Below are 26,598 nucleotides of genomic sequence, written 5' to 3' on the forward strand. Positions count from 1 at the left end.
AGACAAGCTTATTTCAGCCACGGATTGAGCACCACCTCATCGCTGCGTCGAAAGGCACCGTGTTGCGTGAGGTGGCGATGAAGCCATCAGGAGCGGGAAATCCACACCCGCTGGTTCTGGCGGCCAAGGCCAGTTCGGCCTAGTGCGTGGCGGCATCGACATCGAAGGGCAGGATGCGGTCCTGGAAGAGCGCGCGCAGGCCGTCGATGCTTCGCGTCAGCAGGGTTTTGCGCTTGCCGTCCAGGAACCCGCCTCAATGCGTTGCGCTCAGAGCGCCAGCTCATCCACGCGGCGGCGTTTCTGTGCCGGGCCGGGGCGATCACAGGCGAGGAATTGGCCACGGCCGGCGGCGTCCAGCGGCGCGGTGCCATCCCACACCACTTCGCCGCGCGATAAGGTGAGTGCCGGCCAGGCGTGCAGTTGCATGCCTTCGTAGGGCGTGTAATCGACATTGTGATGCAGCATGGTGTTGCTGAGCGTGAAGGGCTGGCCTTCGTTCCAGATCACCAGATCGGCGTCGGCGCCGATGGCGATGCTGCCTTTGCGCGGGTAGAGGCCGTAGAGTTTCGCCGCGTTGGTGGAGGTCAGTTCGACGAAGCGCTGCGGCTCGATGCGGCCGCGCATCACGCCTTCCGACCACAGCAGGGCCATGCGCGTTTCCACACCGGGGATGCCATTGGCGATTTGATCGAAGGAGGCGTTTTCGCCGTGCGCGCGCTTGCCATCCGGGCCGTCGAAACGGAACGGCGCATGGTCGGACGAGAAGACCTGGAAGACGCCGTTTTCCAGTCCTTCCCAGACCACGGCCTGATTGGCCTTGTCGCGCGGCGGCGGGCTGCAGATGCATTTGGCGCCGTGAAAGCTGTCATCGCAGCCCAGATCTTCAGCGCTGAGGAAGAGGTATTGCGGGCAGGTTTCGGCATGTATGCGCAGCCCGTTGCCTTGCGCCCAGCGGATCTGCTCGATCGCTTCGCGGCCGGAGACATGCACGATCAGCACCGGCACATCGACCAGCTCGGCAAAGGCGATGGCGCGGTGGGTGGCTTCGCGCTCGACCAGCATCGGCCGCGACGCGGCATGGAAACGTGGCGCGGTATGGCCGCCGGCGATCAGCTTGCTGGTCAGCCAGGAGATGCAGTCGGCATTCTCGGCGTGCACCATCACCATTGCGCCTTCACGGCGGGCGACGGCCAGGGTTTCGAGCATCTGGCGGTCGTCGAGCTTGAGTGCATCGTAAGTCATGTAGATCTTGAACGATGTCAGACCTTCCGCGATCAGCGCGGGCAGCTCGCGTTCGAGCACATCCGGCGTCGGGTCGGTGACGATCAGGTGGAAGGCGTAGTCGATCAGCGCCTTGCCCGCCGCACGGCGGTGATAGTCCTCGACCGCTGCGCGCAGCGATTGGCCCTTTTGCTGGCAGGCGAAGGGAATCACGGTTGTCGTGCCGCCACAGGCGGCCGAACGCGTGCCAGAGACGAAGTTGTCGGCCATCACGCTGCCATCGCCGGTCGGCTGGTCGAAGTGGCAGTGTGAGTCGATGCCGCCGGGGGTGACGTGGCGGCCGGCAGCGTCGATCTCGCGTGTGCCGCCCGCCAGGCCCAGACCGAGCGCAACGATGCGGCCATCGCGCACGCCGATGTCGGTCATGAAAATGTCGGCCGCCGTGACGGCACGCGCGTTGCGGATGACGAGCTCAAACTCAGCCATGTCAGCAGCCCTCCCGCATCAGGCTGCCCCAGCCGACAATGGCGGAGGTGTCGAAGCCGCACAGGCGCAGCATTTTCCAGACCACGGTGCTGGTCGTGTCATACACCGCGCAGCCGTACTGCTGTTCCCATTGCGCGGCCAGATGCGCGGAAGCGAGATTGGTGCAGTAAGGCACGATGACCTGCGGTTTGGCGTGTGCCACGCTGGCCACTTGCTGCGCGAGCGTGGCGGCGGTGACTTCGGCAAAGGCGAAGTTCTCGCTGATCGACAGATGCGATTCGCCAACCACTTCGATGCCGGCGGCGGCGTAATTGGCCTGGATGCGACGCTGCACGTCTTCAAGATAAGGCGAGACGATGGCCATGCGCGTGAAGCCGCGCAGCGCCAGCAATTCGTTGAGGGCGAGGATAGCGCTGGTGGCGGGGATGCCGGTCGCGGCCGTGATGCGTTCGCAGAGCATGCGATCACGGTCAAAACCCAGCCAGCCGGCGGCAGTGCCGCTCCAGCCGATAACGTCGACGCGCGCATCGGCCAGCAGCGTGGCGGCGGCGATGATCTTGCTGTCGTCAAACTGGCCGAGCGCGCCCTCGTCGAGCGCAATGCGCGTCACCGAGAAGCGTGAGAAGTGCGCGCTGAGACCGGGCTGACCGTGCAGCATGGCGCAGGTAAGCGGTTCCAGCGCGGTGTTGGAAGAGGGCGTCAGGACGCCAAGGCGGATGCGTTTCATGCGGACTCTCTGGGTTCGGCGTCAGGAAAATGCAGCTTCGGGAAGGGGGCGCAGCGCTGGCTCGCAACGCGACCAGACGGCGTGCGTGGCGGCTTTGGCGCGCGCCAGCACGGCGGCTTCGTCAACCCGCAGACTGCGGTGGTTTTCGACGACCAGCTCGCCGGCGACAATGACATGCTCGACATCGCGGCCGGTGCCGTTGTGCACCAGGGTGCCGAGGGCGTCGATGCAGGGCGTGAGGTGGGCCTGGCGGGTGTCGATGATGGCCAGGTCGGCGAGCTGGCCGACGCTGATGCTGCCCAGCTGATCGGCCATGCCCAGCGCGCGGGCGCCGTTGCGGGTCGCCATTTTGAGTACGTCGGCAGGCTGCCAGTCATCGCTGACGCAGCCTTGCTGGATGCGGCCAATCGCCAGCGCCCAGCGCATCGCTTCGATCATGTCGCCATGCATGGTGTCGGTGGCGAGCGACAGCGCCACAGCTTTGGCGCGCATGGCGTTGGTCGGCGCGAAGCGGCCCGATACGGCATTGCCCAGCGGAATGTGCACCACTTGGGTGGCGGAGGCTGCGATCAGCGCAAGGTCATTTTCATCGACGTGGATGCAGTGGCCAGCCAGCAGATCGACGCCAAGCAGGCCGAGTGAATCGAGCAGGCCGACTGGCGTGCACGCGTAGCGCGCCTGAACCCAATCGACTTCGTCCTGGCTTTGCGCCAGATGGGTGCTGATCTTCAAGTCATGACGACGTGCCAGCGCGGCTATCGCGCCGAGAAAATCAGGCGAGCAGGTGTCGGGCGCGTGGGCCGTGAGGTGCGTGTGCACGCGCCCGTCTGCGCTGCCCTGCCAGCGTGTGATGAAGGCTTCGGCGCTGTCCAGCATGCGTGCGGCACGTTCGGCATCGAAACGTCGTTTGCCGGCCAGCACGTAGGCGAAATCGACGTCGTTCAGACGCGGGCTGAGGAATAATCGCCCGCCCAATTCCGCCATGCCAGCAGCAATCGCATCGGCCTCGACGAAGCTGTCGACCAGGGTTGTGCAGCCGGCTTTGAGGGCTTCCAGCGCGCCGAGCTGTGACAAGGCTGCGGCTTCGTCCGGCCTCAGCTGCGAGGCTTGCGGCAGGCCGGGCGTGTAGGACGGCGCAAAACCCAGATCCGGCGCTATGCCACGCACGAAGTTGAGGCCGGCGTGGTAGTGCATGTTAATGAAGCCGGGGCTCACGATGCGCCCGCCAAGACTCATCTCGCGCGTTGCCGTGGCGCCGGCCGGCGCCTCTTCGCCGACCCAGGCGATGCGTTTGTCGCGGATGCCGATCACGCCACGCGCCATGCTGTCGTGGTGGGGGCCGACACCGATCAGCATCGCGCCCTTGAGGAGCAGGTCGAAATGTTGCTGCTGCATCACGGGCATCCTCAGGCGTTTGCAGCCACGTCTGCGCGGGCGAGGGCCGATTCCTCGCGGATCAGCGCCAGGATGTGGCGCTTGTATTCGTTGAACTCCGGCGAGGTCGAGTCACGCGGGCGCGGCAGGTCGAGCTTGATGAGTTCGCGGATGCGCCCAGGGCGGTGCGTCATCACGGCAACCTGGCTGCCCAGCACCAGCGCTTCGTCCACGCTGTGGGTGACGAACACCACGGTGCCCTGGTGGCGTTGCCAGATGCTGACCAGCTCTTCCTGCATCTCGATCTTGGTTTGCGCATCGAGGGCGGCGAAGGGTTCATCCATGAGGATCACGGCGGGGTTGAGCAGCAGGGCGCGGGCGATGCCGACGCGCTGCGCCATGCCGCCGGAGAGCTCGGACGGGTAGTGGTTCTCGAAGCCGCCGAGCTTGACCATGTCGATGAAGGGCTGGGCGGCTTCGCGCTGCTCACTGGCGCTCTTGCCGGCGAGCTTGAGCGAGAAGGCGATGTTCTCCCAGACATTGAGCCAGGGCATCAGCGTGGCTTGCTGGAACACCATGCCACGGTCGGCACCGGGGCCGGTAATGGACTTGCCGGCAACACTCACCGTGCCCGAGCTGGCGGTCTCGAAGCCGGCGATCATGTTCAGCAGCGTCGACTTGCCGCAGCCGCTGGGGCCGAGCAGGCAGAGGAATTCATTGCTGTCGACGGAGAGATCGACGTGGTCGATGGTGAGTAGCTCTGTACCGCGTTTGCGGTCAGCGTAAATCTTGACGATGTCTTTCAGTTCAATGGCGGCCATCAGGCTCTCCTTCAGTGTTTGCGGCCTTGCACGGTTTGTCCGTGCTGCCAGTGCAGAACGCGGCTCATGACCAGCTTGATGGCCCAGTCGGTGAGGAAGCCGAGCAGGCCGATGCTGGTCATGGCGGCGATGACCAGGTCAAAGCGCATGAAGTAGTAGGAGTCCCACAGCACATAGCCCAGACCGCTCTTCACCGCGACCATCTCGGCGGTCACGGTGAGCATCCAGGCCGAACCGATGGCGATGCGCAAGCCGGCGAAGATGCTTGGCAAGGCGGCCGGCAGTACGACGAAGCGCAGGATCTGTGACTCGCTGGCGCCCATCATCGAGGCGGCGCGGATCAGGTTGCGGTCCACGGTCTTGACGCCGTGGATGGCGTTCATCAGCACCGGAAAGAAGGCGCCGAGGAAGACCAGGAAGATGGCCGGTTTGTTGGCGATGCCGAACCAGATGATGGCCAGCGGAATCCACGACACCGGCGGCACCGGGCGCAGCATCTGCAAGGTCGGCTCGATGGTGCGTTCCACCCAGCGCCACCAGCCGATAGCCACGCCCAGCGCGATGCCGCTGAATGCGGCGATCGCGTAGCCGGCGAAGACGCGCAGGCTGCTCGACAAGGCATCGAAGATCCAGCGGCCTGAATTGGCTTGCGTCGATTGATCGGTGCTGAAAATCCAGTCTGCCCAGCTGACACACACCGTGGAAGGCGCGGGCAGCAAGGAAGCGGGCAGCCAGCCGGAACGCGACAGGCATTCCCAGGCGAGGATCAGCACCACCGGGACGATGAAGCGGTCACGCTGATCGCGTATTGAAACAAGCCAATTCATGCTCATGATCTCCAGTGGCTCAATAGCCCAGCGCGGTCTTGGGCTTGCCCGTCACGGCGGACAGGAAGCTGTAGTCCATGTGCGTGTCGACATCGGCCGCGACATCCTTGCTGATGTACTTCAGGTCTTTCATCATCACGGCGATGGCCTGGGCTTGTTTGCGATGCATTGCATAGTCGGGGAAGGCGTTCTTGAGCGCTTCGTTGGCGACCGTGGCATCCATCGCGGTGTACTTGTTGATGACTTCTACCCAGGACTTGCGATCGGTCTTGAGCATGTCGACCAGTTTGACCACGGCACCGACCGTCGCCTGCACGCCCTTGGGATCGTTCTTGATCACGTCGGAACGGGTGACGATCAGGTTGGTGAGGTTGCCGGCGGCCTGGTTGTAGGGCAGCGCAAAGTTCTTGCCGACGCCCGAGAGGCGAATTTGCGAGGCAAACGGTTCCACCGAACAGAGCATCTCGACTTCACCGCGCTGCAGCGCTGCGGAGTGATCCGAGGGATTGGGGATGTTGATGAACTGGATGTCCTTGTTCGGGTCGATGCCGTGCAGCATCAGCTCGCCACGCATGTGGATGTCCTGCGCATTGCCACGCGAGGCGGCAACGCGGAAAGGCTTGTCCTTGGCCTTGTACTCAGCGATGAGCTTCTTCAGACCATCCCAGTCATTGGGCTTCAGATCGATGCCCTTGGCGGTGAGGATTTCAGAGCCGCCATTGACCTGGCCGGAGATGGCGACCACATCAAAGCCGCGGTCCAGCGCCGTGATGTAGTGCAGATAGGTGATCTGGGCGACATCGATGCTCTTGGACACCAGGGCGGTCAGCACATCGTTACCGGAATTGAAGGCATTGGCCTCGATGTTGGCTTCGCTGGTCAGCCCGGGGGTCAGGGACATCGGCAGGCAGTGAGCACATTTGGCAAAGCCGAGTTTGATCGTCGGCTTGGCTTGTGCGAGGGCGGCACCTGGTATGGCCAGTGCAGCAGCAAGTACGAGGGGAATGAATTTTTTGAACATGGCGACTCCGGCAAAAACAGCAGAAAGCAGGAAAAAGAAAGTCGGTAACAATCTGCTGCGGCGTTTGCTACAAAGTTGCCACAAAACATCAGACAGATTGTGACAATGCTAAGCAACGCACATGCCACGTTTCTTAGCGCCTTGTTTTTCTAACTATTGGATGACAATCGCGCTGCTGCCGTGCACGCATTCAGTGCGCTCTGCACCAATGGAAGGCTAAATTGTGGGTGCGTTGTCACAATTGTGTTAATGATCGTGACAATGCAGATGGCAAACGCTTAGAATCGCTACCAGCCCTCGCCATTGCTTGCTGAAAGCCCTGTCATGACCGAAAAAACGCTGATCCGTCCCGCCCGCCGTTCGCCGTTGCCCTCTACCGACACCGAAGTGGGCGCTAGCGCTGATGCGGTGTATGAGCGCATCGTCCAGGCGATCATGGAACATCGTCTGCCACCGGGTACCAAACTCGTCGAGGAGAAGCTGTCCAGCGTGTTCCGCGTCACCCGCACGCGGGTGCGTGAAGTGCTGCTGCGCATGGCGCATGAAGGTCTGGTCAATGCCATCCCCAATCGCGGCTCTTTCATTGCCAGTCCGTCGATCGAGGAAGCGCGCCAGATCTTCGATGCGCGCCGCATCCTCGAACCGGCGCTGGTGCGCAAGCTGGTCGCGCATGCCAGTGCGGAAGACATCAAGCGCTTGCGCGAGCATGTCGCGCTTGAGCGTCAGGCGCGTGCCGAGGACGACCGCCGCGCCGTCATTCGTCTCTCGGGCGAGTTTCATCTGCTGATGGCCGAGATGGTCGGCAATCCGCAACTCACCAAGGTGCTGCGCGAACTCGCTTCACTGACTTGCCTGATCATCCTGCTCTACGACTCGCCCAATATGCCGGCCTGTCCCAATCACGAACACAGCGAGTTGATCGATGCCATTGAGGCACGTGATGAAATAGCCGCCGTGAAGTCCGTGACCGAGCATTTCGATCACATTCAGCAAACCCTGGATTTGTCGGGTGACGATGGCCCCGAGATCGATCTTGAAGACATCTTTGCCTGAGTGAGGGCGCGTGCAGTTGGCTGGCACGCCCTTGCTCAAATCATTTCGAACTGGAGTCTGCGATGCGTCTGCTGATCATCAATCCCAACATCTCGCACAGCGTGACCGAGCTCATCGAAGCCGAAGCGCGGCGCACGGCCGCCGCCACGACGCAGATCAGCATGGCTACCGCCGACGCCGGTGTGGCCTACATCGAGACGCGTTTTGAAGCGCTGCTCGGCGGCCACGCAGCCGCCTGTATTGCTGGCGAACGCCTGGGCAGCTACGACGCGCTGATCGTTGCGGCTTTCGGTGACCCCGGCTTGGCGGCGCTCAAGGAAGTGCTGCCGGTACCGGTGGTCGGCATGACCGAAGCGGCGCTGATGAGTGCTTGCTTGCTCGGCCAGCGCTTTTCGATTGTGGCCATCTCGGCGCGGATCACGGCCTGGTATCGCGAAACAGTTGCCGCCAATGGCTTGCTGGAGAGGCTGGCGAGCATCCGCCACCTCGACCGCCCGCTGCGCGACGCCGGCAGCGTGCAGGCGGACCATGCGGCACGCCTTGTCGAGCTGTGCGAAGCGGCGGTGCGCGAAGACGGTGCCGATGTCATCATCCTCGCCGGTGCGCCGCTGGCCGGCCTGGCACGCAGCGTTGCCAGCCAACTGCCGGTGCCGGTCGTCGATGGTGTTTCCAGCGCGGTTCGTCATGCTGAAAGCCTGGTCGCGCTGGGCGTGCGCAAAGCCAGCCAGGGCAGTTTCGCCCTGCCGCCAGTCAAGCCCAATGCCAATCTGCCAGCCGGTATCGCCGCGCTGTTGCAGCACAGCCAGGGCGCTTGAGCGGCGGGCGCAGCCCTGTGTTTTTTCACAAATGAACATGCGATGTTGGCGTCTCCCCCGAAGGTCGCGCTTCGCGGGATAATCACGGTTTCCTTCTTCGTGTTAGAGACTTTCTCATGTCACAACTCACCAGCCGCCTTACCGCCACCGAGCAGCATCATGCGCTGCTTGAAGATGAACTGCGCCAGTTGCCCTTGCCCGTGGTGTCCGCCTTCGGTACGGGTTCGCAGGCGGTCAGTTTCGAGCCGACCGGCGAGGTGCTGAGCACGGCGGATGCCGGGCGGATTGGCGAGATCTTCCCGCAGACTTCGGCCCTCAACGCCGGCGCGGTGCTGCGTGGTACGGCGCCGCTGGCCAAGCGCCCGAGCGGCAAGCGCGTGGCGGTGCTGTTCTCGGGCGGCCCGGCGCCGGGTGGTCACAATGTGGTGGTCGGCCTCAAGCAGATGCTCGGCGACGACAATCTGCTGCTGGGCGTGCGCGGCGGCCCCAAGGGCTTGCTCAATGGTCGTCTGGAGCCGGTGACGGATGCCGACATCGCGCTGATCCGCAACAGCGGCGGCTTTGATTACCTCGGCACGGATCGCACCAAGATCAAGACTGCCGAACAATTCGCCCAGGTGCGCGCGGTCTGCGTGGCGCAAGCGCTGGACGCCATCGTGATCATCGGTGGCGACGATTCGAACACCAATGCCGCCGTGCTGGCCGAAGAGCTGTTCGCTGGCGTGCATGCCGACGGCCGTGGCGTGCAGGTGATTGGCGTGCCGAAGACCATTGACGGCGATCTGCAGATCCGCGATCTGCTGCCGATCTCCTTCGGCTTCGACACCGCCACCCGCGTGTATGCCGAGCTGGTCGGCAATATCCTGCAGGACTCGCGTTCCTCGCTCAAATACTGGCACTTCATCAAGCTGATGGGCCGTGCCGCTTCGCATGTGACCCTGGAAGTGGCGCTGCAGGCCAAGCCGGCGATCACCCTGATCTCCGAAGAGATCGCCGCCCGCAAGCTGTCGCTGGCGCAGATCATCGAGCAGATTGCGCAGACCGTGGCCGGCCGCGCCGCCAAGGGCATCCACCACGGCGTGCTGCTGGTGCCCGAAGGCCTGATCGAGTTCGTGCCCGAGGTGAAGGCGCTGATCGACGAGCTCAACGAAGTGCTGGCGCATCACGGTGAGGCCTTTGCCGCGCTGGATGCCGAGGGCAAGCGCGGCTTCGTCGCCGGCAAGCTGGCTGCGGCCGCAGCCAGCCTGTTCGCCAGCCTGCCGGTGTATATCCAGGACATGCTGTTGGCCGAGCGCGATTCGCACGGCAATCTGCAGCTCTCGCTGATCCCCACCGAGCAGCTGCTGGTCGACATGACCAAGCGCCGCTTGAAGGAAATCGACCCGAAGATTCCCTTCGCGACGCAGAGCCACTTCTTCGGTTACGAAGGCCGCTGCGGCGCGCCGACCCTGTTCGATGCGGCGTACACGCTCAACCTCGGCCTCACCGCTGGCGCGCTGATCCTTGCCGGCAAGACCGGCTACATGGCCAGCATCAGCAAGATCTTCGAAGGCGGCGAGCCGCTGGCGATTCCGCTGGCCGCGCTGCTGACCGTCGAACGCCGCCATGGTTCGGAAGCGGTGGTGATCGAGAAGGCGCTGGTCGATATCGACGCGCCGGCGATGCAGTACTTCGTCAGCCGCCGCGAAGCCTGGGCGCAGTCCGATCTGTTCGCCTCGCCGGGGCCGCGTCAGTTCTGGGGGCCGGTGGCGCGTCAGGTACCGCTGTCGGTCGCGCTCAATCGCAAGGCGGACGGGCTGCTGTTCAGCTTCGGCAAGTAAACCTTGTTTGCGCGGCGCTCCCGCAGGGCGCCCTGAATGCAAAAAGGCGGATGGGGCACGTGTCCCCATCCGCCTTTTTTAGTTGATGACTTCAGGCCGTTCAGTACAGCTCGATGCTGGAGCTGGAGCTGGAACTGGAGCTTGCCACCGAGCTCGAAGAGCTCGAAGCGCAGTGTTCCTTTCCCTTGCTCGAAAGGCTGGAGCTGGAGCGGCTGGAACTGCTTGAGCTGCTCTTGCAGTCCTGCACGGAGTTGGACCACGAGCTGCAGTTGCGGAACACATTGCCCGAGCCGTCCTTGACCGAGTGCTTGCCGCCACTGCTGGCGCTGCTGCTGCAAGGCGTTTCGGTGCTGATGTCCTTGTAGTTGTGATGCTGCGAGCAATCTTCGATCAGGTTCTTCTTGCCGTTCTTGATGCGAACGGCCGAGCCCTTGACGTTGTGGATGTCCAGGTTTTGCAACACGTTCGACTGACCGCTGATGCTCACGCCGCAATCTTCGCTGCTGACCGAGCTGGTCTTGTGTGCGCCCTTGATCTCGATGCCCTTCAGATAGACCCAGCTGGCGCTGATGTCGATACCGACGACCTTGCAGTTCGCCGAGACCTGGCTGAAGTCAAACACCGGTTTCTCGTTTTCGTATGCCCAGTAGCGGATCGGCTGGTCGGCCGTGCCGCTCTTACTCAGGGAAATCACGGCGACCGTGTCGCTGGTGCTGGTACAGCTGCGCAGGGTGTTGGTGAAGCTGTAGGTACCGCCACGCAGATAGACGGTGTCGCCGGCGGCGACGTCTTGCTGAGCGCGGGCGAGGCTCTTCCAGGGCGCGGCAAGGGTGCCGGCGGCCGTGTCACTGCCACTGGGTGACACAAAGAAAACTTTGGCATGGGTGGCTAGAGGCAGCACACAGAGCAGCGCTGTGCCAAGCAGCTTGCTGAAAAGGGTGTTCATCGACGTTCTCCCTGTTTGTAAAATTACGTTAAATTATTAATTAAAAAAGGATATTCAATAGTTATTGTAAATTAAAGATGCCGCCAGGTTAATAAATATCAAAGCGGGTGTGACATTTGTCTGCAGTGCAGAACGCTGCCAGATATGTGTTTCAGCTTTGCTTTCGCATGCGCCGATGCTGCCAGAGCAGGGCGGCGAGCAGCACCGCTGCACCGATCAGAATGCCCAGCACCGCAATGAACCAGCCATTGGCGTGCTCAAGCAGAGGCATCTGGTGGAAATTCATGCCGAAGAAGCCGGTGATCACCGTCGCCGGCGCAAACAGCGTGGTGACGATGGTCAGCACGCGTACCTCGGCATTGAGCCGGTTGCTGACGCTGGAGAGGTGGATGTCGAGCAGGTCGCCGATCTGGTCGCGCAGCGCGTCGAGCTGGTCGATGATCTGCACACAGTGCTCATAGACATCGCGGAAGTAGGGCAGGCTCTCTGCCTGGATCAGGCCGGCGCTGTTGCGCAGCACGCCGCTGAGCACCTCGCGGATCGGCCAGATGCTGTGGCGCAGCTCGTACATCTCGCGCTTGAGGTGGTTGATCTCTTCGACCGCGCGCCGTGGCGGGTCGGCGATCAGGCGGTCTTCAAGCTGTTCCACGTCCTCGGCCAGCTCTTCGGCAACGAGAAAATAGCGATCCACGATGCTGTCGACCAGCGCGTGCAGCAGGCTGTCCGCGCCGTGCCGGCGCAGCAGGCTGCCGTGTTTGCGCAGCCGCTCGCGGATGCTGTCGAAGAGCCCGGTCGGCCGCTCCTGGAAGCTCAGCACGAAGTCCGGGCCGAGCACCAGGCTGATCTGTTCGCCCTGGCAGTCGCGCTGGCTGCGGTCATAGGCGAAGGACTTGAGCACCAGGAAGATGTAGTCGCCGTAGTCTTCGAGCTTGGGACGGTGATGGGTGTTGAGGATGTCTTCGAGCACCAGCGGGTGCAGATTGAAGCGCTGGCCGATCTCCTGCATCACGCTGGCTTCGTGCAGGCCATGCACATTGAGCCAGTACAGGCCATGCTGCTTCTCGTAGCGGCGCGATTCTTCCAGCGAGGAGAAGCTCAGCTCGATCAGGTTGTTGGCATCGTAGTCGAACAGGGTGATGGCGGCGCGGCGCACCTTGACCTCGCCAATATGCAGCAGGCTGCCCGGCGGGGTGTCGATCTTGTGGGCGCGCGCGCTGCTGGTGTCGCGTACTGTGCTGGCGGGGTCTGGCGTGGCGGTGGGCACGTGCTTGGCCTTTGTGGAGGGTGAGGACAAAGGCTTTGTAGGGTTTTGGCGCCGCGCTGGCAAGTGCGGCGTGCCCCGGTCAACGAAAAAGCGGCATGCGCCGTGACGCATGCCGCTTGCTGGGGGCGTGAAGCGGAGGCGCTCAGGCCTTCAGCGCAATCAGCACCTCGTCGAGCATCTTCTTGGCGTCGCCGAACAACATACGGTTGTTGTCCTTGTAGAACAGCGGATTGTCGACGCCGGCGTAGCCAGAGGCCATGCTGCGCTTCATGACGATCGAGGTCTTGGCCTTCCAGACTTCGAGCACCGGCATGCCGGCAATCGGGCTCGCCGGGTCTTCCTGGGCGGCCGGATTGACGATGTCGTTGGCACCGATGACCATCGCCACATCGGTGTCGGGGAAGTCCTCGTTGAGCTCGTCCATCTCGAACACGATGTCGTACGGCACCTTGGCTTCGGCCAGCAGCACGTTCATGTGGCCAGGCATGCGACCGGCCACCGGGTGGATGCCGAAGCGCACATTGACGCCTTTTTCGCGCAGCAAGCTGGTGATCTCGTAGACGATGTGCTGGGCTTGGGCAACCGCCATGCCGTAGCCCGGAACGATGATCACGTTCTTCGCTTCGCGCAGCAGCTCGGCGGTTTCCGCCGCCAGGATCGGATTCACTTCACCCGCGGGTTCGACACTGCCGGCCGCAGGCTTGGGCGCCGGTGTGCCACCGTCGGAACCGAAGCCGCCGGCGATCACGCTCAAGAAGTTGCGGTTCATCGCCGCGCACATGATGTACGAGAGGATCGCACCCGAGGAACCGACCAAGGCGCCGATGACGATCAGCAGGTCGTTGGAGAGCATGAAGCCGGTGGCTGCAGCCGCCCAGCCCGAGTAGCTGTTGAGCATCGACACCACCACCGGCATGTCGGCACCGCCGATGGCCATCACCATGTGCACGCCGAACAGCAGCGAGATCACGGTCATCACGATCAGCGGCAGCATGCCTTCAGCGACGGTTTCGGCGTGCAGGAACTGGGCGCCGAAATAGATCACCACCAGCAGGCCGATCAGGTTGATGAAGTGGCGGCCCGGCAGCAGCAGCGGCTTGCCGCCGATCTTGCCGGAGAGCTTGCAGAAGGCGATCACCGAACCGGAGAAAGTGACGGCGCCGATGAGGATGCCGACGTAGATCTCGACTTCATGAATCAGCTTTTCCGCGCCGCTCATGGCGATCGAGGTGTCGATATAGCTGGCGAAACCGACCAGACAGGCGGCCAGACCGACCATGCTGTGCATCAGCGCGACCAGCTCGGGCATTTGGGTCATCTTGACGACGCGGGCGGCATACAAGCCGATACCGCCACCGACGACCATCGCACCGATGATCCAGGGCAGGCCGGCAGCACTGACGCGCGGGCCGAACACGGTGGCCAGCACGGCGATGGTCATGCCGAGGACGCCGTAGAAGTTACCGCGACGTGCGGTTTCCTGATTGGACAGCCCACCCAGGCAGAGGATGAACAGGATGCTTGCTCCGAGGTAGGAGACCGTAGCCAAACTTGCAGACATTCTTCAATTCTCCTTATTTGCGGAACATGGCCAGCATGCGCTGGGTGACAGCAAAGCCGCCGAACATATTGATGGTGGCGAGCACGATGGCACCGATGGCCAGCCAGCGGATCACTTCATCCGGGCGCGCAATGCCGCCGGCGAGCGGCGGTGCGATCTGCACCAGGGCGCCGATGGCGATGATGCTGCTGACCGCATTGGTCACGCTCATCAGCGGCGTGTGCAGCGCCGGTTTGACGTTCCACACCACCATGTAGCCGACAAAGCAGGCCAGCACGAAGACCGTGAAGTGGCCGAGGAAGGCGACCGGCGCGTAGGCACCGATCAAGCCGAACAGCGCTGCGGCGACGAGGAACAGGATGGCAATCTTCTGCGCCGCAATCGGCTCGCTCGGCGCGCCGTGGGCGGCGGCTTTCTTCGGCGCGACAACGGCCGCAGCCGGCTTGGCGGCGGGCGCCGGCGGCAGCTTGGGGGCGGGCGCCGGCCAGGTGATCTCGCCGTCCTTGATCACGGTGAGGCCACGGATCGCGTCATCTTCAAAATTGACGTTGATCTGGCCATCCTTGGTCTTGCACAGCTCTTCGCTGAGACGGAACAGATTGGTCGCGTAGAGCGTCGAGGACTGGCGCGACAGGCGGCTGACCAGATCGGTGTAGCCGATGATGGTGACGCCATGGCGCACCACGGCTTCGCCCGGCACGGTGAGCTCGCAGTTGCCGCCTTGTTCGGCGGCCATGTCGACGATCACGCTGCCCGGCTTCATCGACTTGACCATCTCGGCGGTGATCAGCTTGGGCGCCGGCTTGCCCGGAATCAGCGCGGTGGTGATGATGATGTCGACTTCGCGCGCCTGCTTGGCGTACATCTCGCGCTGCGCTTGCTGGAAGCCTTCGGACATCACCTTGGCGTAGCCGCCGCCGCCCGAGCCTTCTTCTTCGTAATCGACCTTGACGAATTCACCGCCCAACGATTTGACCTGGTCGGCCACTTCGGCACGCGTGTCATTGGCGCGCACCACGGCGCCCAGACCGGCTGCGGTACCGATGGCGGCCAGACCAGCAACGCCGGCACCGGCGATGAAGACTTTGGCCGGCGGCACCTTGCCGGCCGCAGTGATCTGACCATTGAAGAAGCGGCCAAAACCATTGGCGGCTTCGATCACGGCGCGATAGCCGGCGACGCCGGCTTGCGAGGTCAGCGCGTCCATCTTCTGCGCGCGGCTGAGCTGGCGCGGCAGCGCGTCGATGGCCAGCACGGTGACTTTCTTGGCGGCCAGCTTCTGCAGCAGTTCGGGGTTTTGTGCCGGCCAGATGAAGGACACCAGGGTGCTACCTTCACGCAGCTGGGCGACTTCTTCATCGTTCGGTGCGCGCACCTTGAAGATGATGTCGGCGCCCGCCCACAACTGGGCAGCGCTATCCGCGATCTGCGCACCGGCCGCGCGGTAAGCGTCGTCGTCGAGGTCGGCGAGGGCGCCGGCACCGCTTTCGACGAGGACGCCGAAACCGAGCTTGATCAGCTTTTCGACGACCTCGGGGACGGTCGCCACACGTTTCTCACCGACAAAGACTTCTCGTGGCACTCCAACAATCAGTGACATGCCTAGTTCTCCATTATTAAGGGTCTGCTAAGCATCATCCGCCTTGCTGCGCAGACGATCCTTGCCAGACCCTTGAGCCAAAAACCACAAACACGACAGCCTGGCGGCCGCTTGCTGCCGCTCTGCGTGTCTTACAACTATCCACGACCATACTACAAAGCTAGCGTCGGCACCCGTACACAAGGCAAAACTACCTTGATTGACGGCGAATTCGCAGCGTTCAGCTGCCAGCAGACGCGTCCGGCGATACGTGCATGCCCGACACGGGGGAGCAGATGAGCACACAGCGTGCCAGCTATTCCTCGCGCCGATTTGATCCAGGGCGAAGCACGGCGCTCAGCGTGCCCGCGAATTGAAATTGAGGAGCATCTTGCCCGGCGTGGCGCTGCGCTGTACCCAGCGTCCGGCAACCGCAGGCAGACGGCCGACGAAGGCTGGATCGCCTTCCACCGTCCCTTGCAGCTGGACTTCTTGTGGCGAGATGCGGCCACTGCCATTGAGCAGCACTTCGCCATTGAGGGTGTCCAGACGCAGCTGGATGTCGGCGCCCTGGCCTTCGACGGCGAGGTGGTAATTGCCGAACTGGCGGCCGGGGAACAGGTCGGACGCCGCACCGCGCCAGAACAGCTCGGCATGTCCATTGCAGAGGCGGCGCCAGTTGCACTGCCAGCGTTCGATATTGAGGCTGAAGTCGCCACGCCAGCCGGCGCGCGCGAGGGTGTTGGGAATCTGGTCGAGCACCGCACGCACCGGCAGCTGGATCGCCACGCTATTGGCGGCCACCCCCGTCGGCGAGGCCGACAGCGCGAAAGCCGGCAGGCCGGCGACCGACATCGACCAGCTGACGCGGGCGCGCAGCAGGTCCAGCGGCAGCCAGCGCCAGCGGATCGGGGTGAGCGGAATGCGCGCGCCGTCTTCCGGGTCGCGCACGGCCAGGCGCGCCTCGCCATGCCACAGGCTGCCCTGTGCATCGATCAGCGCCAGCTGATCGTGGCTGAGGCGGCGCAGGCTCTCGTCCCACACGGTGGCCGGTGCACGCACGATGATCGCGGCCACGAGCAGGGCGAGAAACAGCAAGCCTTGTTTGAGCATCCTGCGCGCTCAGGCCGCCGGCATCAGCCGCACTTCGACCGTGACCCCGCCGCTGCCCTGGCTGACATCCAGATAGACCACGCGCAGGCCATTGTTGCGCTGGGTGTCGGCCAGCCAAGGGATGAAGCTGTCGAAGGCAATGCCCTTGCCCTGAGCGATCAGCTGGTTGCCGTCGCTGCGCACCAGCAGCGCAAAGCCGCGCGCGGTCGCGCTGCTTTGCACGCTGCCCAGCAATTGCGGCAGATCGCTGATCGGCGGCGCCGGCAGATTGCGCAAGCGCGCCAGCTCGGCCGCTTCAGTCTGCATGCGTGCGAGCTGCGCCTCGGTGCGCGGCAGGGCGACATCGAGCTGCTGACGGGTACGCGACTGCCAGTCATGCAGCAGCCACAGCAGGGTCAGCGCCAGCAAGATACTGCCGATCAGCAGGATGCGCCGCTCGCGCGCGCTCAGACGGGCCAGCAGGCTGCGCAGTTGTTGCAGCGGGTGCAGGGTTTGAGGGCTTTTCATCGCGCGCTCCTTTGTAGCGAGAGGCTGGTGCCGCCACTGGCGCTGGCGGTGATGCCGCGCGTTTCAAGACGGCTCTGCAGCGCCGCGATGTCCAGCGGCTTGGCAAAGGTGACGACCAGCGCGCCGGCGTCGTAATGCAGGGCTTGCAGCGAATTGGTGGCATCGCTGCCCAGGGCCAGGGCCAGTTCATTGAGCAGGGCGAGCATGTCGTCATCGGCTTGCAGACCATGGCGCTGGCGCTGGCTCTGCAATTCGCGATGCAGTTGCAGCGGCGCGTCGAGCAGGGCGCGGCCCGGCAGCTGGGTGCGCGCCAGTTCGTTCATGCGTGCGCGCAGGCCTTGCAACTCGTGCTGGCGCAGCAGGGTGCTGCCGACACCGAGCAGCAGGTTCAGCAGCAGTACCACCGCGATCAGCCACAGCGCCGGGCGCAGGCCGCGCAGCAGCTTGCTGCGTGCGTGGCCGGACTGGAACTCGCCGTGCAGCAGATTGACCGCGTCTTCGGCGACTTCATGCCAGGCCCAGTGGGGGCTGGATTCGACCGCCAGCTGGGCGCCTTGCAGCGCTTGCACGCTGGCCGCATCGAGGCCATAGGCCAGGATGCGCGCCGGCAGGCTGCCGCGGGCCTGGGCTTGCAGGATGCTGGTGGCGATGATCGGCGGCAGCTCACCGGGCTGGCCGGGTGCGTCATCGACAATGGCATGGGCGCTGGAGGCGCGCAGCAGCCAGTGGCCGGCGTCAGCTGCCAGGGTCCAGGCATCGGCGCTGACCGGCAGACCGGCGAGCGCCGACCAGGCCGCATCGAGCGGGCGGTCGATGGCCTGGAACTGCGCGCTGAGGCGCTTCATGCGCTCGCGCGCGACGACCAGCACCGACCAGTTTTCTTCCTCGCGAAGCAGAGGCGTGAAATGCTGGCTGTCGGGCTCGCGCAGTAATTGTTCCTCGATCGCGAAGGGCAGGGCGCGCAGTTGCTCGCGCGGTCGCGCCTGCGGCAGCTTGACCTGCACCCAGCCGACCTGGGTGCCGCTGAGCACGGCTTCGACGCGCTCGCAACGCGGCCAGGCCGCAGGCGCCGAATGGCCGCTGGCGCTGACGGCGCCTTTGTCGATGACGACCCAGTGGGCTTCCGGCTGATCGGGCCAGGCATCGTGGATCAGGACGCGCAGGGTACTCATGGCTTCAGAGGATGGTTTCGTAAATGATGTCGGGACGCGGCAGATTGCGCCGCAGCAGGATCTGCATATGGGTCGTCGCGTCGCCCCAGCGCGCGCGTCCGGTGGCCATGAAATACAGGCTCTGGACGTCGAACTGAGCGGCATTGTAGCTGCTGCTCGCCGGCAGTTGCCCGGTGAAGTCGGCGACGTTGCGGAAATACTTGTTGGCACGCGTCAGCACGATCTGGCGCGCGGTGGCCAGCGACAGATTGCTCACGAAGGCGCTCAGCACCTCGGCGCTGGCCGTGTTGACATTGATCCGCGTGGCCTCGGCCGGCAGGGCGGCGATGTGCGGGCGCAGGCGTTCGAGCAGCTGCGGCGTCATGCCGCTGACGGCGAGCAATTCCTTGATCGAGATGATGGGCGCATTGGGCGGCATGATCTTCTGCTGCTGGCCGGCGTACCAGGCCGCCTCGGCGCCACGGGCGAGGGGTTCGGAGTCGGTGTCGATCCAGTCGGTGACTGCATCGACAAGCGACTCGGCCTGCTTGGGCGAGACATCCAGCGCTTCGAGCAGGCGTTCGAAAATGGCTTGCTGGGCCGGGTCACGCACGCCTTGCACGACCAGGGTATTGATATTGAAGCGGCCGGACTGGTCGATGATCTCGCCGCTGACGCGCCCTTCTTCATCAATGGGCAGATTGCTGACCGGAATGCTCCACTCTTCACGCAGATGGTCGACATTGCCGGTGCGCTTCTGGTCGAACTCCAGCACATTGCGGATCCAGTCGCCTGCTGCGCGTGCCAGCCAGCGCGCCTGCGCCTGGTCGCTGCGGCCGCCGAGCTGCTCGATGGCCGCACCGTGCTCGGCGACAATGGCGCTGGAGATCAGCGCGATCAGCGCCACCGTGAGGATCGCCATCAGCAGCGCCGCGCCGCGCTGGCGCGGCGGTTTAGTGCAGCGCGAAGAGGCGTTGGATATGGCCGACATTTTCGATGTCCAGGTCAAGACGGATACCCAGCGGCAGCGCGCTGGTTTGAGTGGGCGGCCAGGTTTCCTGCCAGTTGTGCGAGCTGTCGAGCACGGCCCAGCGCAGATTGCTGACGCCGTCGAGGATCAGCTCGGCGTCCGGATCGGGAGATGGCACGTTGTGCGGCCAGCGCAGCAGCATCAGCTGGTTCTGCTCGACCCGGAAACCGGACAGGCGCGCGCCTTGCTGCGCGTCGCTGCGCCAGAAATAGATGCGCTGATTGCCGTCTTCGAGCTTTTCGAGCTTGAAGTCCGCCTGCGCCTTGGGCGAGGGATCCTTGCGCTGCGCCACCTGCATCAGGTTGTTCTCGATCAGCGCGAAGCCGCGCGCCAGGCGCTCCCAGCGATGTTCCACGCTGAGGATGCGGTCGCGGCTGTTGAGCGCGGCATCGAGTGCGCGCCAGGACATGATGCCCAGCACGGCCATGATCAGCAGGGCAACGAGCAGTTCGAGCAGGGTGAAGCCGGCCGTTTTGCGCATCATCAGGCCTTGGAGGCAAAGCCGATCAGCTTGGCCAGCTGGGTGCCGTCGCGGCCATAGACGATCACGTCGATGCGGCGCAGCAGCGGGTTTTCGACGGCCTTGATGTCTTCGTGCCAGCGGAAGGTATAGCCGCCTTGCTCGACCTCACCCTCGGCCGAGCCGGCGTCGGGAAAGCGTTCCATCATGCGGTTCTCGGCCAGGCGGTTCTGCGCGATCCACTGCGCGATGTGGCGCTCGCCCAGCTGGGTGGCCTGACTGGCGGCCATGCCGATGCCACGCGAGGCCGCGCTCAGCGCCACGGCCAGCATGGCCAGGGCGATCAGCACTTCGAGCAGGGTGAAGGCGCGTTGCTGTTTCATGATGCGCTCATGCGCTGGCTGCTCTGTTGTCCCTTGCGGGCATCCGCAGGCGCGTTGAGCAGGATTTCGCCGGCCGAGTTGCCGACGATGCGTTGTCGGCCATCGGGGGTGTTCAGATCGAGCTGGAAGGGCGTCGCTTCGGCGCCGAACTGCAGGCGCAGATCGCCCTCGCTGGCGGCCTTGCCATCGATGATCAGCGTGCTGACACTAAGACCGGCATCCCAGTTGTGCTCGACCAGCTCACGCGGGCTGAACAGCAGCTGCCAGCGTCCGTTGGTGTCGAGCACGCTGAAGCGGTAGCTGGCCGGCAGGAATTCGATCTGGATCGGTGTGCCGCGCACGGCCGCACGCTCGCTGGCGAACTGCATGACGCGCTGCAGGCGTTCGACTTCGTCCGCCGTGTTGCGCCGGTCGAGCACGCCCAGATTGATGCTGACCAGACCGACCGTGATGCTCATGATGAGCACCACGATCATCATCTCGATGAGCGTGAAGCCGGCCGAACGCCGCTTACATCCAGGAGCCGATATCGGCATTACCGCCTTCGCCACCCGGTTGGCCGTCCGCGCCCAGGCTCCACACATCGATGTCGCCATGTACGCCAGGATTGAGGTACTGGTAAGGGCTGCCCCAGGGGTCCTTGGGCAGTTTGTCGAGGTAGCCGCCCTTCTTCCAGGCAGGCGGAATCGGCGCCAGGCTGGGGGCCTTGACGAGGGCGTCGAGGCCCTGGTCATTGGTCGGGTAGCTGCGGTTGTCGAGCTTGTAGAGGCGCAGCGCGGTGACCAGGTTGCCGATGTCCGAACGTGCCGCGGTGATCCGCGCCTCATCCGGCTTGTCCATGATCTTGGGCACGATCAGGGCAGCGAGGATGCCCATGATGACGACCACGATCATGATCTCAATGAGGGTGAAGCCGGCTTGTCCTGAGGCCCGGATCCGTGTGTCGCTGATCTGCATGAAGTCTCCGTGTTGAAAAGTGCGCCCGCTCATTTGACGAGCGAATTGAGCGCGATGATCGGCTGCATGACGGCCAATACTATCAGCAGCACACTGCCGCCCATGCACAGCAGGAGCAGCGGTTCGAGCAGGGTGGTGAGGGTCAGGCTGCGGTTTTCCACTTCGCTTTGCTGCAGCTCGGCGCAGCGCTTGAGCATGCTGCCCAGCTCGCCGGTGGCTTCACCACTGGCCAGCATATGCACCAGCAGCGGCGGGAAGCTGCGCGTCTGGCGCATCGCGGCGGAAATCGAGGCGCCTTCGCGCACGCGGTCGGCGGCGGCCGATACGGCCTCCTTGAGTGGCAGGCATTTCATCACCTGACGCCCGGCATCCAGCGCGGCGAGCAGGGGCACGCCGGCATTGACGAGAATCGCCAGGGTCGAGGCAAAGCGCGCCGTGTCGAGGGTGCGCAGGTGGCGCCCGAGCAGGGGCAGGCTCAGCAGCCAGCGCTGCCAGCGGCTGCGCAAGCCGTCATCGCGCAAGGCGTAGCGCCAGGCGATGAGTGCACCAATGCCGAGCAGGAACAGCCACGGACCCCAGTTGCGCAGGAAGTCGCTGGTGGTGATCATGATCCGCGTCAGCAGTGGCAGGGTCTGGTGCGATTGCACGAAGACTTCGGCCACGCGCGGCACCACATAGGTCATCAGGCCGAGAATCACCAGCACCGCCACCGCGCTGACGATGGCCGGGTAGAGCATGGCTTGCAGCATCTTGCGGCGCAGGCTGTCCTGCTGTTCAAGATAGGTGGCCAGCATGTCCATCACGCCGGGCAGCTGGCCGGACTTTTCGCCGGCATTGACGAGGGCGCGGTAGATCGGCGGGAAGGCGTGGGCGAATCGCTCCAGCGCGGCGCGCAAGGTGTAGCCGGAGACCACTTCGCTGCGCACGGCGGCGAGCAGGGCGCGCGCATTGGCCTGATCGGCTTGTTCAGAGACAGCCAGCAGCGCTTGTTCGACGGTCAGTCCGGAAGAGAGCAGGGCCGAGAGCTGGCGCGTCAACAGGCACAGCTCGGCGGTGCTGATCGACAGGCGCCGGTTGGCCTGGGTCGATTCGCCCAGCGCATCGATCTTGGTCGGGAACAGGCCGCGCTCGCGCAGGATGGTGCGTGCGTGGCGCAGATTGTCCGCTTCCAGGGTGCCACTGCTGGTGACGCCTTGCGGATCGAGTGCCTGGTAGGAAAAGGCTGCCATGGTATGCCCGCTTGTCCGGCGCTCAGTCGCGCGTCACGCGCAACAGCTCTTCGGCCGAGCTCAGGCCGCCGGCCAGGTGGCGCAGGCCGTCATCACGCAGCAAGCGCATGCCGCCAGCGCAGGCCGCCTCGCGGATGCTGCTCTCCTGCGCTTCGTCGTGCACCAGGGCGGCCAGCTCAGGGGTGATTTCGAGCAGTTCATAGATACCGGTACGACCGCTGTAACCGGTGTAGCTGCATTCCTTGCAACCGCGCGCCGAGTACAGCGTGCTGCCCTCGGCAACGCCGAGCAGCTTGTGGTCAGCCGCGGTGGCGCTATGTTCGCTGCGGCAGTGCTTGCACAGACAGCGCACCAGACGCTGGGCGAGCACGCCGCGCAAGCTGGAGGCGAGCAGGAAGGGTTCGATGCCCATGTCGATCAGCCGCGTCACCGCGCTGCTGGCGTCATTGGTGTGCAGGGTGGCCAGCACGAGGTGGCCGGTCAGGCTGGCCTGCACGGCGATTTGCGCGGTTTCGAGGTCGCGGATTTCGCCGATCATGATCACGTCCGGGTCTTGCCGCAGGATCGCCCGCAGCGCCCGCGCGAAGGACAGCTCGATGCGCGGATTGACCTGGATCTGGCCGACGCCGGGCAAGTCGTATTCGATCGGATCTTCGACGGTGACGATGTTGCGCGTCGAGCTGGCGATTTCGCGCAGCGCGCCGTAGAGGGTGGTCGATTTGCCCGAGCCGGTCGGGCCGGTGACCAGCACGATGCCGTGCGGCTGTGAGAGCTGGTGACGCAGGCTGGCGAGGGTGTCTTCGGCCATGCCGATGGAGTCGAGGCCGAACTGCGCCGAACTCTTGTCGAGCAGGCGCAGCACGATGCGTTCGCCATGCGCGGTCGGCAGGGTCGACACGCGCACATCGATGGCGCGGCCGGCGATACGCAAGCCGATGCGACCATCCTGCGGCAGGCGCTTTTCGGCGATATCCAGTTCGGCCATCACCTTGATCCGCGACACCAGGGCGGCGTGCAGCGCACGGTGCGGGCGGGCAATCTCGATCAGCGTGCCGTCGCGGCGGTAGCGCACCAGGCAGTAGCGCTCGAAGGGCTCGATGTGGATGTCGGAGGCGCGTTCGCGGATCGCTTGCTGCAGCAGCGCGTTGATCATGCGGATGATGGGTGCGTCTTCCTGGCTTTCGAGCAGATCCTCGATCACCGGGATGTCTTCCATCAGGCGCGAGACATCAACATCCTGACCCAGGTCGTCGACCACGGTGGCCGCATCGCTGCTGGCCTGTTCGTAAGCTTCAGCCAGGCGCGCATCGAAAGCGGTCCGCGTCGCGGTGGACAGGCGCAGCGGCACGCCCAGCATGCGCCGCACTTCGACCAGGGTTTCCGGCTGCACGTCTTCGCGTGCGAGGATGCTCGCAGCATCCTCTTCACGACCGAGCAGCAGCACGCCATGCGCGCGTGCAAAGGTGTAGGGCAGGCTGTCCATTACTTGCTGGCGGCGCCGGCCGCATCGCCGTTCGATGTCGTCGCGGCCGGAGCGGGCTGCGGTGAGGGCAGCTTGGGATCGACATCGGGCAGGCGGGGTTCGTCGAGATTGGGTGGCACGACCTTGTTGTCGGTGCTGTCCTTCTGCTTGCCGAGGATGTAGTCGTAGCGGCTCTCGGTGACGCGGGTGGCGTCTTCGGCGCTGCGCAGGATGATCGGGCGCAGGAAGATCACCAGATTGGTCTTGCTCTGTGTGCGTGTGTCGTAGCGGAACAGCGCGCCGATCACCGGCAGGTCGCCGAGCACCGGCACTTTTTCGACCGAACCGGAGTAGCTGTCTTCGACCAGACCGCCCAGAGCGAGGAAGGCGCCGTCATCGAGAATCACCGTCGAATCCAGCGAGCGCTTGCTGGTGGTCGGGCCGAGCGTGGCGCTGGTGCTCAGCACCGACGACACCTCTTGCGAAATGATCAGGCGTACCGTGCCGCCTTCGGTGATTTGCGGCTTGATCTTCAGGGTCAGGCCGACGTCCTTGCGTTCGATGGTCTGAAAGGGATTGGAGACGCCCGTGCTGGTGCTGGTGGTGTAGGAGCCGGTGACGAAGGGCACGTTGCGGCCGACGACGATCTTGGCTTCCTCGTTATCGACGGTGACGATGTTCGGCGTGGACAGGATATTGGTCTTGTTGTCGGTCTGCAGGTAGTGCGCCAGCATCGAGATATTGGCAATCGTCCCGACGCCGGGAATCACCACCGAGCCGCCGCCGATGGCGAGGTTCAGACCGGTGCTGGCGGTGGTGCCGGAAGCGACCGACAGCAGGTTGGAGCCGCCTGAGCTGAAGTTGGTACCGCCGAAAACCGAGGTCTTGCCGCCGATGGCGCTATTGAACTGCATGCCGAACTCGCTGGCGCGATCGGCGCTGACTTCGGCGATCAGCGCTTCGACATAGACCTGGGCCGGGCGCCGGTCAAGCTTCTCGATGGTGGCGCGCAAGCTGTTATAGAGCGCATCGGACGCATTGATGACGATGGAGTTGCTGGAGGTGTCGGCATAGATGTAGGCGCCGCCCACCGCGCTGCCGAAGCTGGCCGCGGTCTGCGTGCTGGTCGTGCTGGCGGTGCTGCTGTTCTGTGTCGTACGTTGTTGGCCGGCCGCCTGACTGGTGTCGCTGTTGGCAATCGCCCGCAAGGTCTGGGCGATGCGCGTGGCGTCGCCGTTCTTGAGGTAGACCACGCGCAGATTGCCCATCGTGCCGCTCTGGTCGAGCTGGGTGATCAGGCTGCGCACCGCTTGCAGGCGCGAGCGGCTATCGGAGCGGATGAGCAGGGAATTGCTGCGCGGATCGGCAATGATGCTGACCTTCTGGCTCGGCTCGGTACTGCCGCTCTCGCTGAACAGCTTGGTGATCATCGGCGCCAGATCAACGGCCGAGGCGTTTTGCAGCGGAATCATCTGCGAGTCGCCGCCGGGCACGTCAATCGATTCGATGATGCGGCGAAGGCGCGCGATGTTCTCTGCGTAGTCGGTGACGATCAGCGAGTTATTGCCGGCATACACACTGACGGTGTTGTTGGCGGCGATCAGCGGACGCACCACCTGCAGCAACTGAGCGGCCGATTCGTACTTGATCTGGAACACTTCGGTGACAATGCGTTCGCCATTTGTGACCGGTATCCCGGCGGCGCCGGAAGGCACCGCGTGCAGCTTGGCATCGGCCTCCGGCACGATCTTCACGACCTGACCATTCTCGATGGCCGCATAGCCTTGCAGGCGCAGCGCCGAGAGCAGGATCGGGTACACCGCGCTGCGGCTGACCGGCCGGCTGGTGATGATATTGATGGTGCCTTTGACGCGCGGGTCGAGGATGAAGTTACGCCCCGAGATCTTGCCGATGGCGCGCACCACGGTGTCGATCTCGGCGGCGCTGAAATTGAGCGAGACGTTTTCGCCGTTTTCCGTCACTTCCTTGCCCGTGCTCGTGCTCGTGCTCGTGCTGGCAGGCGCGGCAGGCGCCGGGGCCTGGGCATGTGTGGCGGGCAGGCTGATCAACAGCCCCAGGCAGGCTAGGGAGGTGAGGGCAAGCTGTTTGCGGACCATCTGGTTGTGCTCGATCAGTTCTTGTTTGATTCGGAGGCCGGTAATGGGACCTGGCCGGGTGGCATCGGCAGGCTTGGTGCGCCGACGTTTGTTGCATTGGCCAGACGTGTCAGCATCAGCGTTTCGCGCTGGCCGCCACGATCAAGCTCGATTGATTCGGCGTGTACTGCGAGCAGGCGCAGTCCGGGGGATATCTCATCGCCTTCGATCACCGAGCGCGAGCTGCCGGCATCATCCACCACGACGGCAAAGCCGGGCAACTTGCCCCAGCGGGTTTGCACCCCGACCAGTTTGAGACTGGTTTGCGCAGCGCTGGGCGCGGCGGCCACGACCAGGGCACCGAACAGCTGGCGTGAGGCGATGTCTTGTGCGGCCACTTGCGGATCGCTCAGCGGCATGGCTTGGGCCGATTGTACCGGCGCTGCCTGCAGGCGCCAGAACCAGCCGGCGCTGATCCAGGCGCTCAGGCCCAGAGCCAGCAACCAGGCAAGGGTGGGCCAGGCTCCGGGAAGCAGGGCATGCAAGGCAGGGGGCGTGCGCAAGGACATGGGGCTCAGGCTGAGGGCGAGGTGTTTGGGCCGGAAGGCGGATCAATTCTAGCAGGGCTGCAGCATACCAGTGGCGTGTGTGCGCTCGTGTTGCTTTGCACAGCTTTGCGCAGCTTTTTTGTACGG

25 protein-coding genes are annotated in these 26,598 nt (G+C 64.2%); 3 read left to right on the forward strand and 22 right to left on the reverse strand.

Annotation, left to right across the window (positions count from 1 at the left end):
• Positions 1–267: 267 nt before the first annotated feature.
• From hydA to ABDB84_RS17345, 6 genes are read right to left on the reverse strand one after another with little or no spacing between them, the layout of a single operon-like run.
• Positions 268–1,707 (reverse strand): dihydropyrimidinase, encoded by a 1,440-nt coding sequence (gene hydA / locus ABDB84_RS17320; protein WP_345921022.1) that lies wholly within the window; start codon positions 1,705–1,707, stop codon positions 268–270.
• Between the two features lies 1 nt (position 1,708).
• Entirely contained in the window at positions 1,709–2,434 is a 726-nt protein-coding gene (locus ABDB84_RS17325) for a maleate cis-trans isomerase family protein (RefSeq protein ID WP_345921023.1), read from the reverse strand.
• A 21-nt stretch (positions 2,435–2,455) separates the two neighbouring features.
• Complete coding sequence (locus ABDB84_RS17330; RefSeq protein WP_345921024.1) at positions 2,456–3,829, reverse strand: amidohydrolase family protein; 1,374 nt, start codon at positions 3,827–3,829, stop codon at positions 2,456–2,458.
• Positions 3,830–3,840: 11 nt separating this feature from the next.
• On the reverse strand, positions 3,841–4,629 hold the full coding sequence (locus tag ABDB84_RS17335; protein WP_345921025.1) for an ABC transporter ATP-binding protein: 789 nt from the start codon (positions 4,627–4,629) through the stop codon (positions 3,841–3,843).
• A gap of 11 nt (positions 4,630–4,640) precedes the next feature.
• Positions 4,641–5,462 carry an ABC transporter permease gene (locus tag ABDB84_RS17340; protein ID WP_345921026.1) on the reverse strand — a complete coding sequence of 274 codons (822 nt, stop codon included), beginning with the start codon at positions 5,460–5,462 and terminating at the stop codon, positions 4,641–4,643.
• Between the two features lie 13 nt (positions 5,463–5,475).
• A complete protein-coding gene (locus tag ABDB84_RS17345; RefSeq protein WP_345921027.1) occupies positions 5,476–6,477 on the reverse strand; it encodes an ABC transporter substrate-binding protein in 1,002 nt (333 codons plus the stop codon).
• A 324-nt stretch (positions 6,478–6,801) separates the two neighbouring features.
• Between ABDB84_RS17345 and ABDB84_RS17350 the strand changes: the two genes are divergently transcribed.
• The 3 genes from ABDB84_RS17350 (at position 6,802) to ABDB84_RS17360 (ending at position 10,165) form a co-directional block, all read left to right on the forward strand.
• Positions 6,802–7,530, forward strand: coding sequence for a GntR family transcriptional regulator (locus tag ABDB84_RS17350; RefSeq protein ID WP_345921028.1), 729 nt, complete (start codon positions 6,802–6,804; stop codon positions 7,528–7,530).
• 62 nt (positions 7,531–7,592) lie between these two features.
• A complete protein-coding gene (locus tag ABDB84_RS17355) occupies positions 7,593–8,345 on the forward strand; it encodes an aspartate/glutamate racemase family protein (RefSeq protein ID WP_345921029.1) in 753 nt (250 codons plus the stop codon).
• 116 nt (positions 8,346–8,461) lie between these two features.
• Positions 8,462–10,165 (forward strand): diphosphate--fructose-6-phosphate 1-phosphotransferase, encoded by a 1,704-nt coding sequence (locus tag ABDB84_RS17360; RefSeq protein ID WP_345921030.1) that lies wholly within the window; start codon positions 8,462–8,464, stop codon positions 10,163–10,165.
• Positions 10,166–10,265: 100 nt separating this feature from the next.
• Here the strand turns inward: ABDB84_RS17360 and ABDB84_RS17365 are convergent, their stop codons facing one another.
• The 16 genes from ABDB84_RS17365 to ABDB84_RS17440 form a co-directional block, all read right to left on the reverse strand.
• A complete protein-coding gene (locus tag ABDB84_RS17365; RefSeq protein WP_345921031.1) occupies positions 10,266–11,111 on the reverse strand; it encodes a right-handed parallel beta-helix repeat-containing protein in 846 nt (281 codons plus the stop codon).
• Between the two features lie 151 nt (positions 11,112–11,262).
• Positions 11,263–12,375, reverse strand: coding sequence for a magnesium/cobalt transporter CorA (gene corA / locus ABDB84_RS17370; RefSeq protein ID WP_345921032.1), 1,113 nt, complete (start codon positions 12,373–12,375; stop codon positions 11,263–11,265).
• Between the two features lie 142 nt (positions 12,376–12,517).
• Positions 12,518–13,936 carry a Re/Si-specific NAD(P)(+) transhydrogenase subunit beta gene (gene pntB, locus ABDB84_RS17375; RefSeq protein ID WP_345921033.1) on the reverse strand — a complete coding sequence of 473 codons (1,419 nt, stop codon included), beginning with the start codon at positions 13,934–13,936 and terminating at the stop codon, positions 12,518–12,520.
• 13 nt (positions 13,937–13,949) lie between these two features.
• Positions 13,950–15,536 carry a Re/Si-specific NAD(P)(+) transhydrogenase subunit alpha gene (locus ABDB84_RS17380; protein ID WP_345921034.1) on the reverse strand — a complete coding sequence of 529 codons (1,587 nt, stop codon included), beginning with the start codon at positions 15,534–15,536 and terminating at the stop codon, positions 13,950–13,952.
• A 336-nt stretch (positions 15,537–15,872) separates the two neighbouring features.
• A complete protein-coding gene (gene gspN, locus ABDB84_RS17385; protein WP_345921035.1) occupies positions 15,873–16,628 on the reverse strand; it encodes a type II secretion system protein N in 756 nt (251 codons plus the stop codon).
• 9 nt (positions 16,629–16,637) lie between these two features.
• Positions 16,638–17,135: a type II secretion system protein GspM gene (gene gspM / locus ABDB84_RS17390; protein ID WP_345921036.1), complete on the reverse strand. Its 498-nt coding sequence runs from the start codon at positions 17,133–17,135 to the stop codon at positions 16,638–16,640.
• The gene (gene gspL / locus ABDB84_RS17395; protein WP_345921037.1) at positions 17,132–18,307 is read right to left on the reverse strand and encodes a type II secretion system protein GspL; all 1,176 of its coding nucleotides are present in this window, start codon (positions 18,305–18,307) and stop codon (positions 17,132–17,134) included. The genes gspM and gspL overlap by 4 nt, the downstream gene beginning before the upstream one ends.
• Positions 18,308–18,311: 4 nt before the next feature.
• Positions 18,312–19,277 carry a type II secretion system minor pseudopilin GspK gene (gene gspK / locus ABDB84_RS17400; RefSeq protein ID WP_345921038.1) on the reverse strand — a complete coding sequence of 322 codons (966 nt, stop codon included), beginning with the start codon at positions 19,275–19,277 and terminating at the stop codon, positions 18,312–18,314.
• Positions 19,240–19,800, reverse strand: coding sequence for a type II secretion system minor pseudopilin GspJ (gene gspJ, locus ABDB84_RS17405; protein WP_345921040.1), 561 nt, complete (start codon positions 19,798–19,800; stop codon positions 19,240–19,242). The genes gspK and gspJ overlap by 38 nt, the downstream gene beginning before the upstream one ends.
• On the reverse strand, positions 19,800–20,159 hold the full coding sequence (gene gspI / locus ABDB84_RS17410) for a type II secretion system minor pseudopilin GspI (protein WP_345921041.1): 360 nt from the start codon (positions 20,157–20,159) through the stop codon (positions 19,800–19,802). Before gspI ends, gspJ begins: the two co-directional genes overlap by 1 nt.
• A complete protein-coding gene (locus tag ABDB84_RS17415) occupies positions 20,156–20,695 on the reverse strand; it encodes a GspH/FimT family pseudopilin (protein WP_345921042.1) in 540 nt (179 codons plus the stop codon). The genes gspI and ABDB84_RS17415 overlap by 4 nt, the downstream gene beginning before the upstream one ends.
• Positions 20,670–21,116, reverse strand: a complete 447-nt coding sequence (gene gspG / locus ABDB84_RS17420) for a type II secretion system major pseudopilin GspG (RefSeq protein WP_345921043.1) — start codon at positions 21,114–21,116, stop codon at positions 20,670–20,672. Before gspG ends, ABDB84_RS17415 begins: the two co-directional genes overlap by 26 nt.
• Before the next feature lie 29 nt (positions 21,117–21,145).
• Complete coding sequence (gene gspF / locus ABDB84_RS17425) at positions 21,146–22,345, reverse strand: type II secretion system inner membrane protein GspF (RefSeq protein WP_345921045.1); 1,200 nt, start codon at positions 22,343–22,345, stop codon at positions 21,146–21,148.
• A 22-nt stretch (positions 22,346–22,367) separates the two neighbouring features.
• Positions 22,368–23,828 (reverse strand): type II secretion system ATPase GspE, encoded by a 1,461-nt coding sequence (gene gspE, locus ABDB84_RS17430; protein ID WP_345921046.1) that lies wholly within the window; start codon positions 23,826–23,828, stop codon positions 22,368–22,370.
• Entirely contained in the window at positions 23,828–25,924 is a 2,097-nt protein-coding gene (gene gspD, locus ABDB84_RS17435) for a type II secretion system secretin GspD (RefSeq protein WP_345921047.1), read from the reverse strand. Before gspD ends, gspE begins: the two co-directional genes overlap by 1 nt.
• A 14-nt stretch (positions 25,925–25,938) precedes the next feature.
• Positions 25,939–26,472, reverse strand: coding sequence for a type II secretion system protein N (locus ABDB84_RS17440; protein WP_345921048.1), 534 nt, complete (start codon positions 26,470–26,472; stop codon positions 25,939–25,941).
• Positions 26,473–26,598: the final 126 nt, after the last annotated feature.

The organism is Uliginosibacterium sediminicola (genome assembly GCF_039631295.1).
Classification (GTDB): Bacteria; Pseudomonadota; Gammaproteobacteria; order Burkholderiales; family Rhodocyclaceae; genus Viridibacterium; species Viridibacterium sediminicola.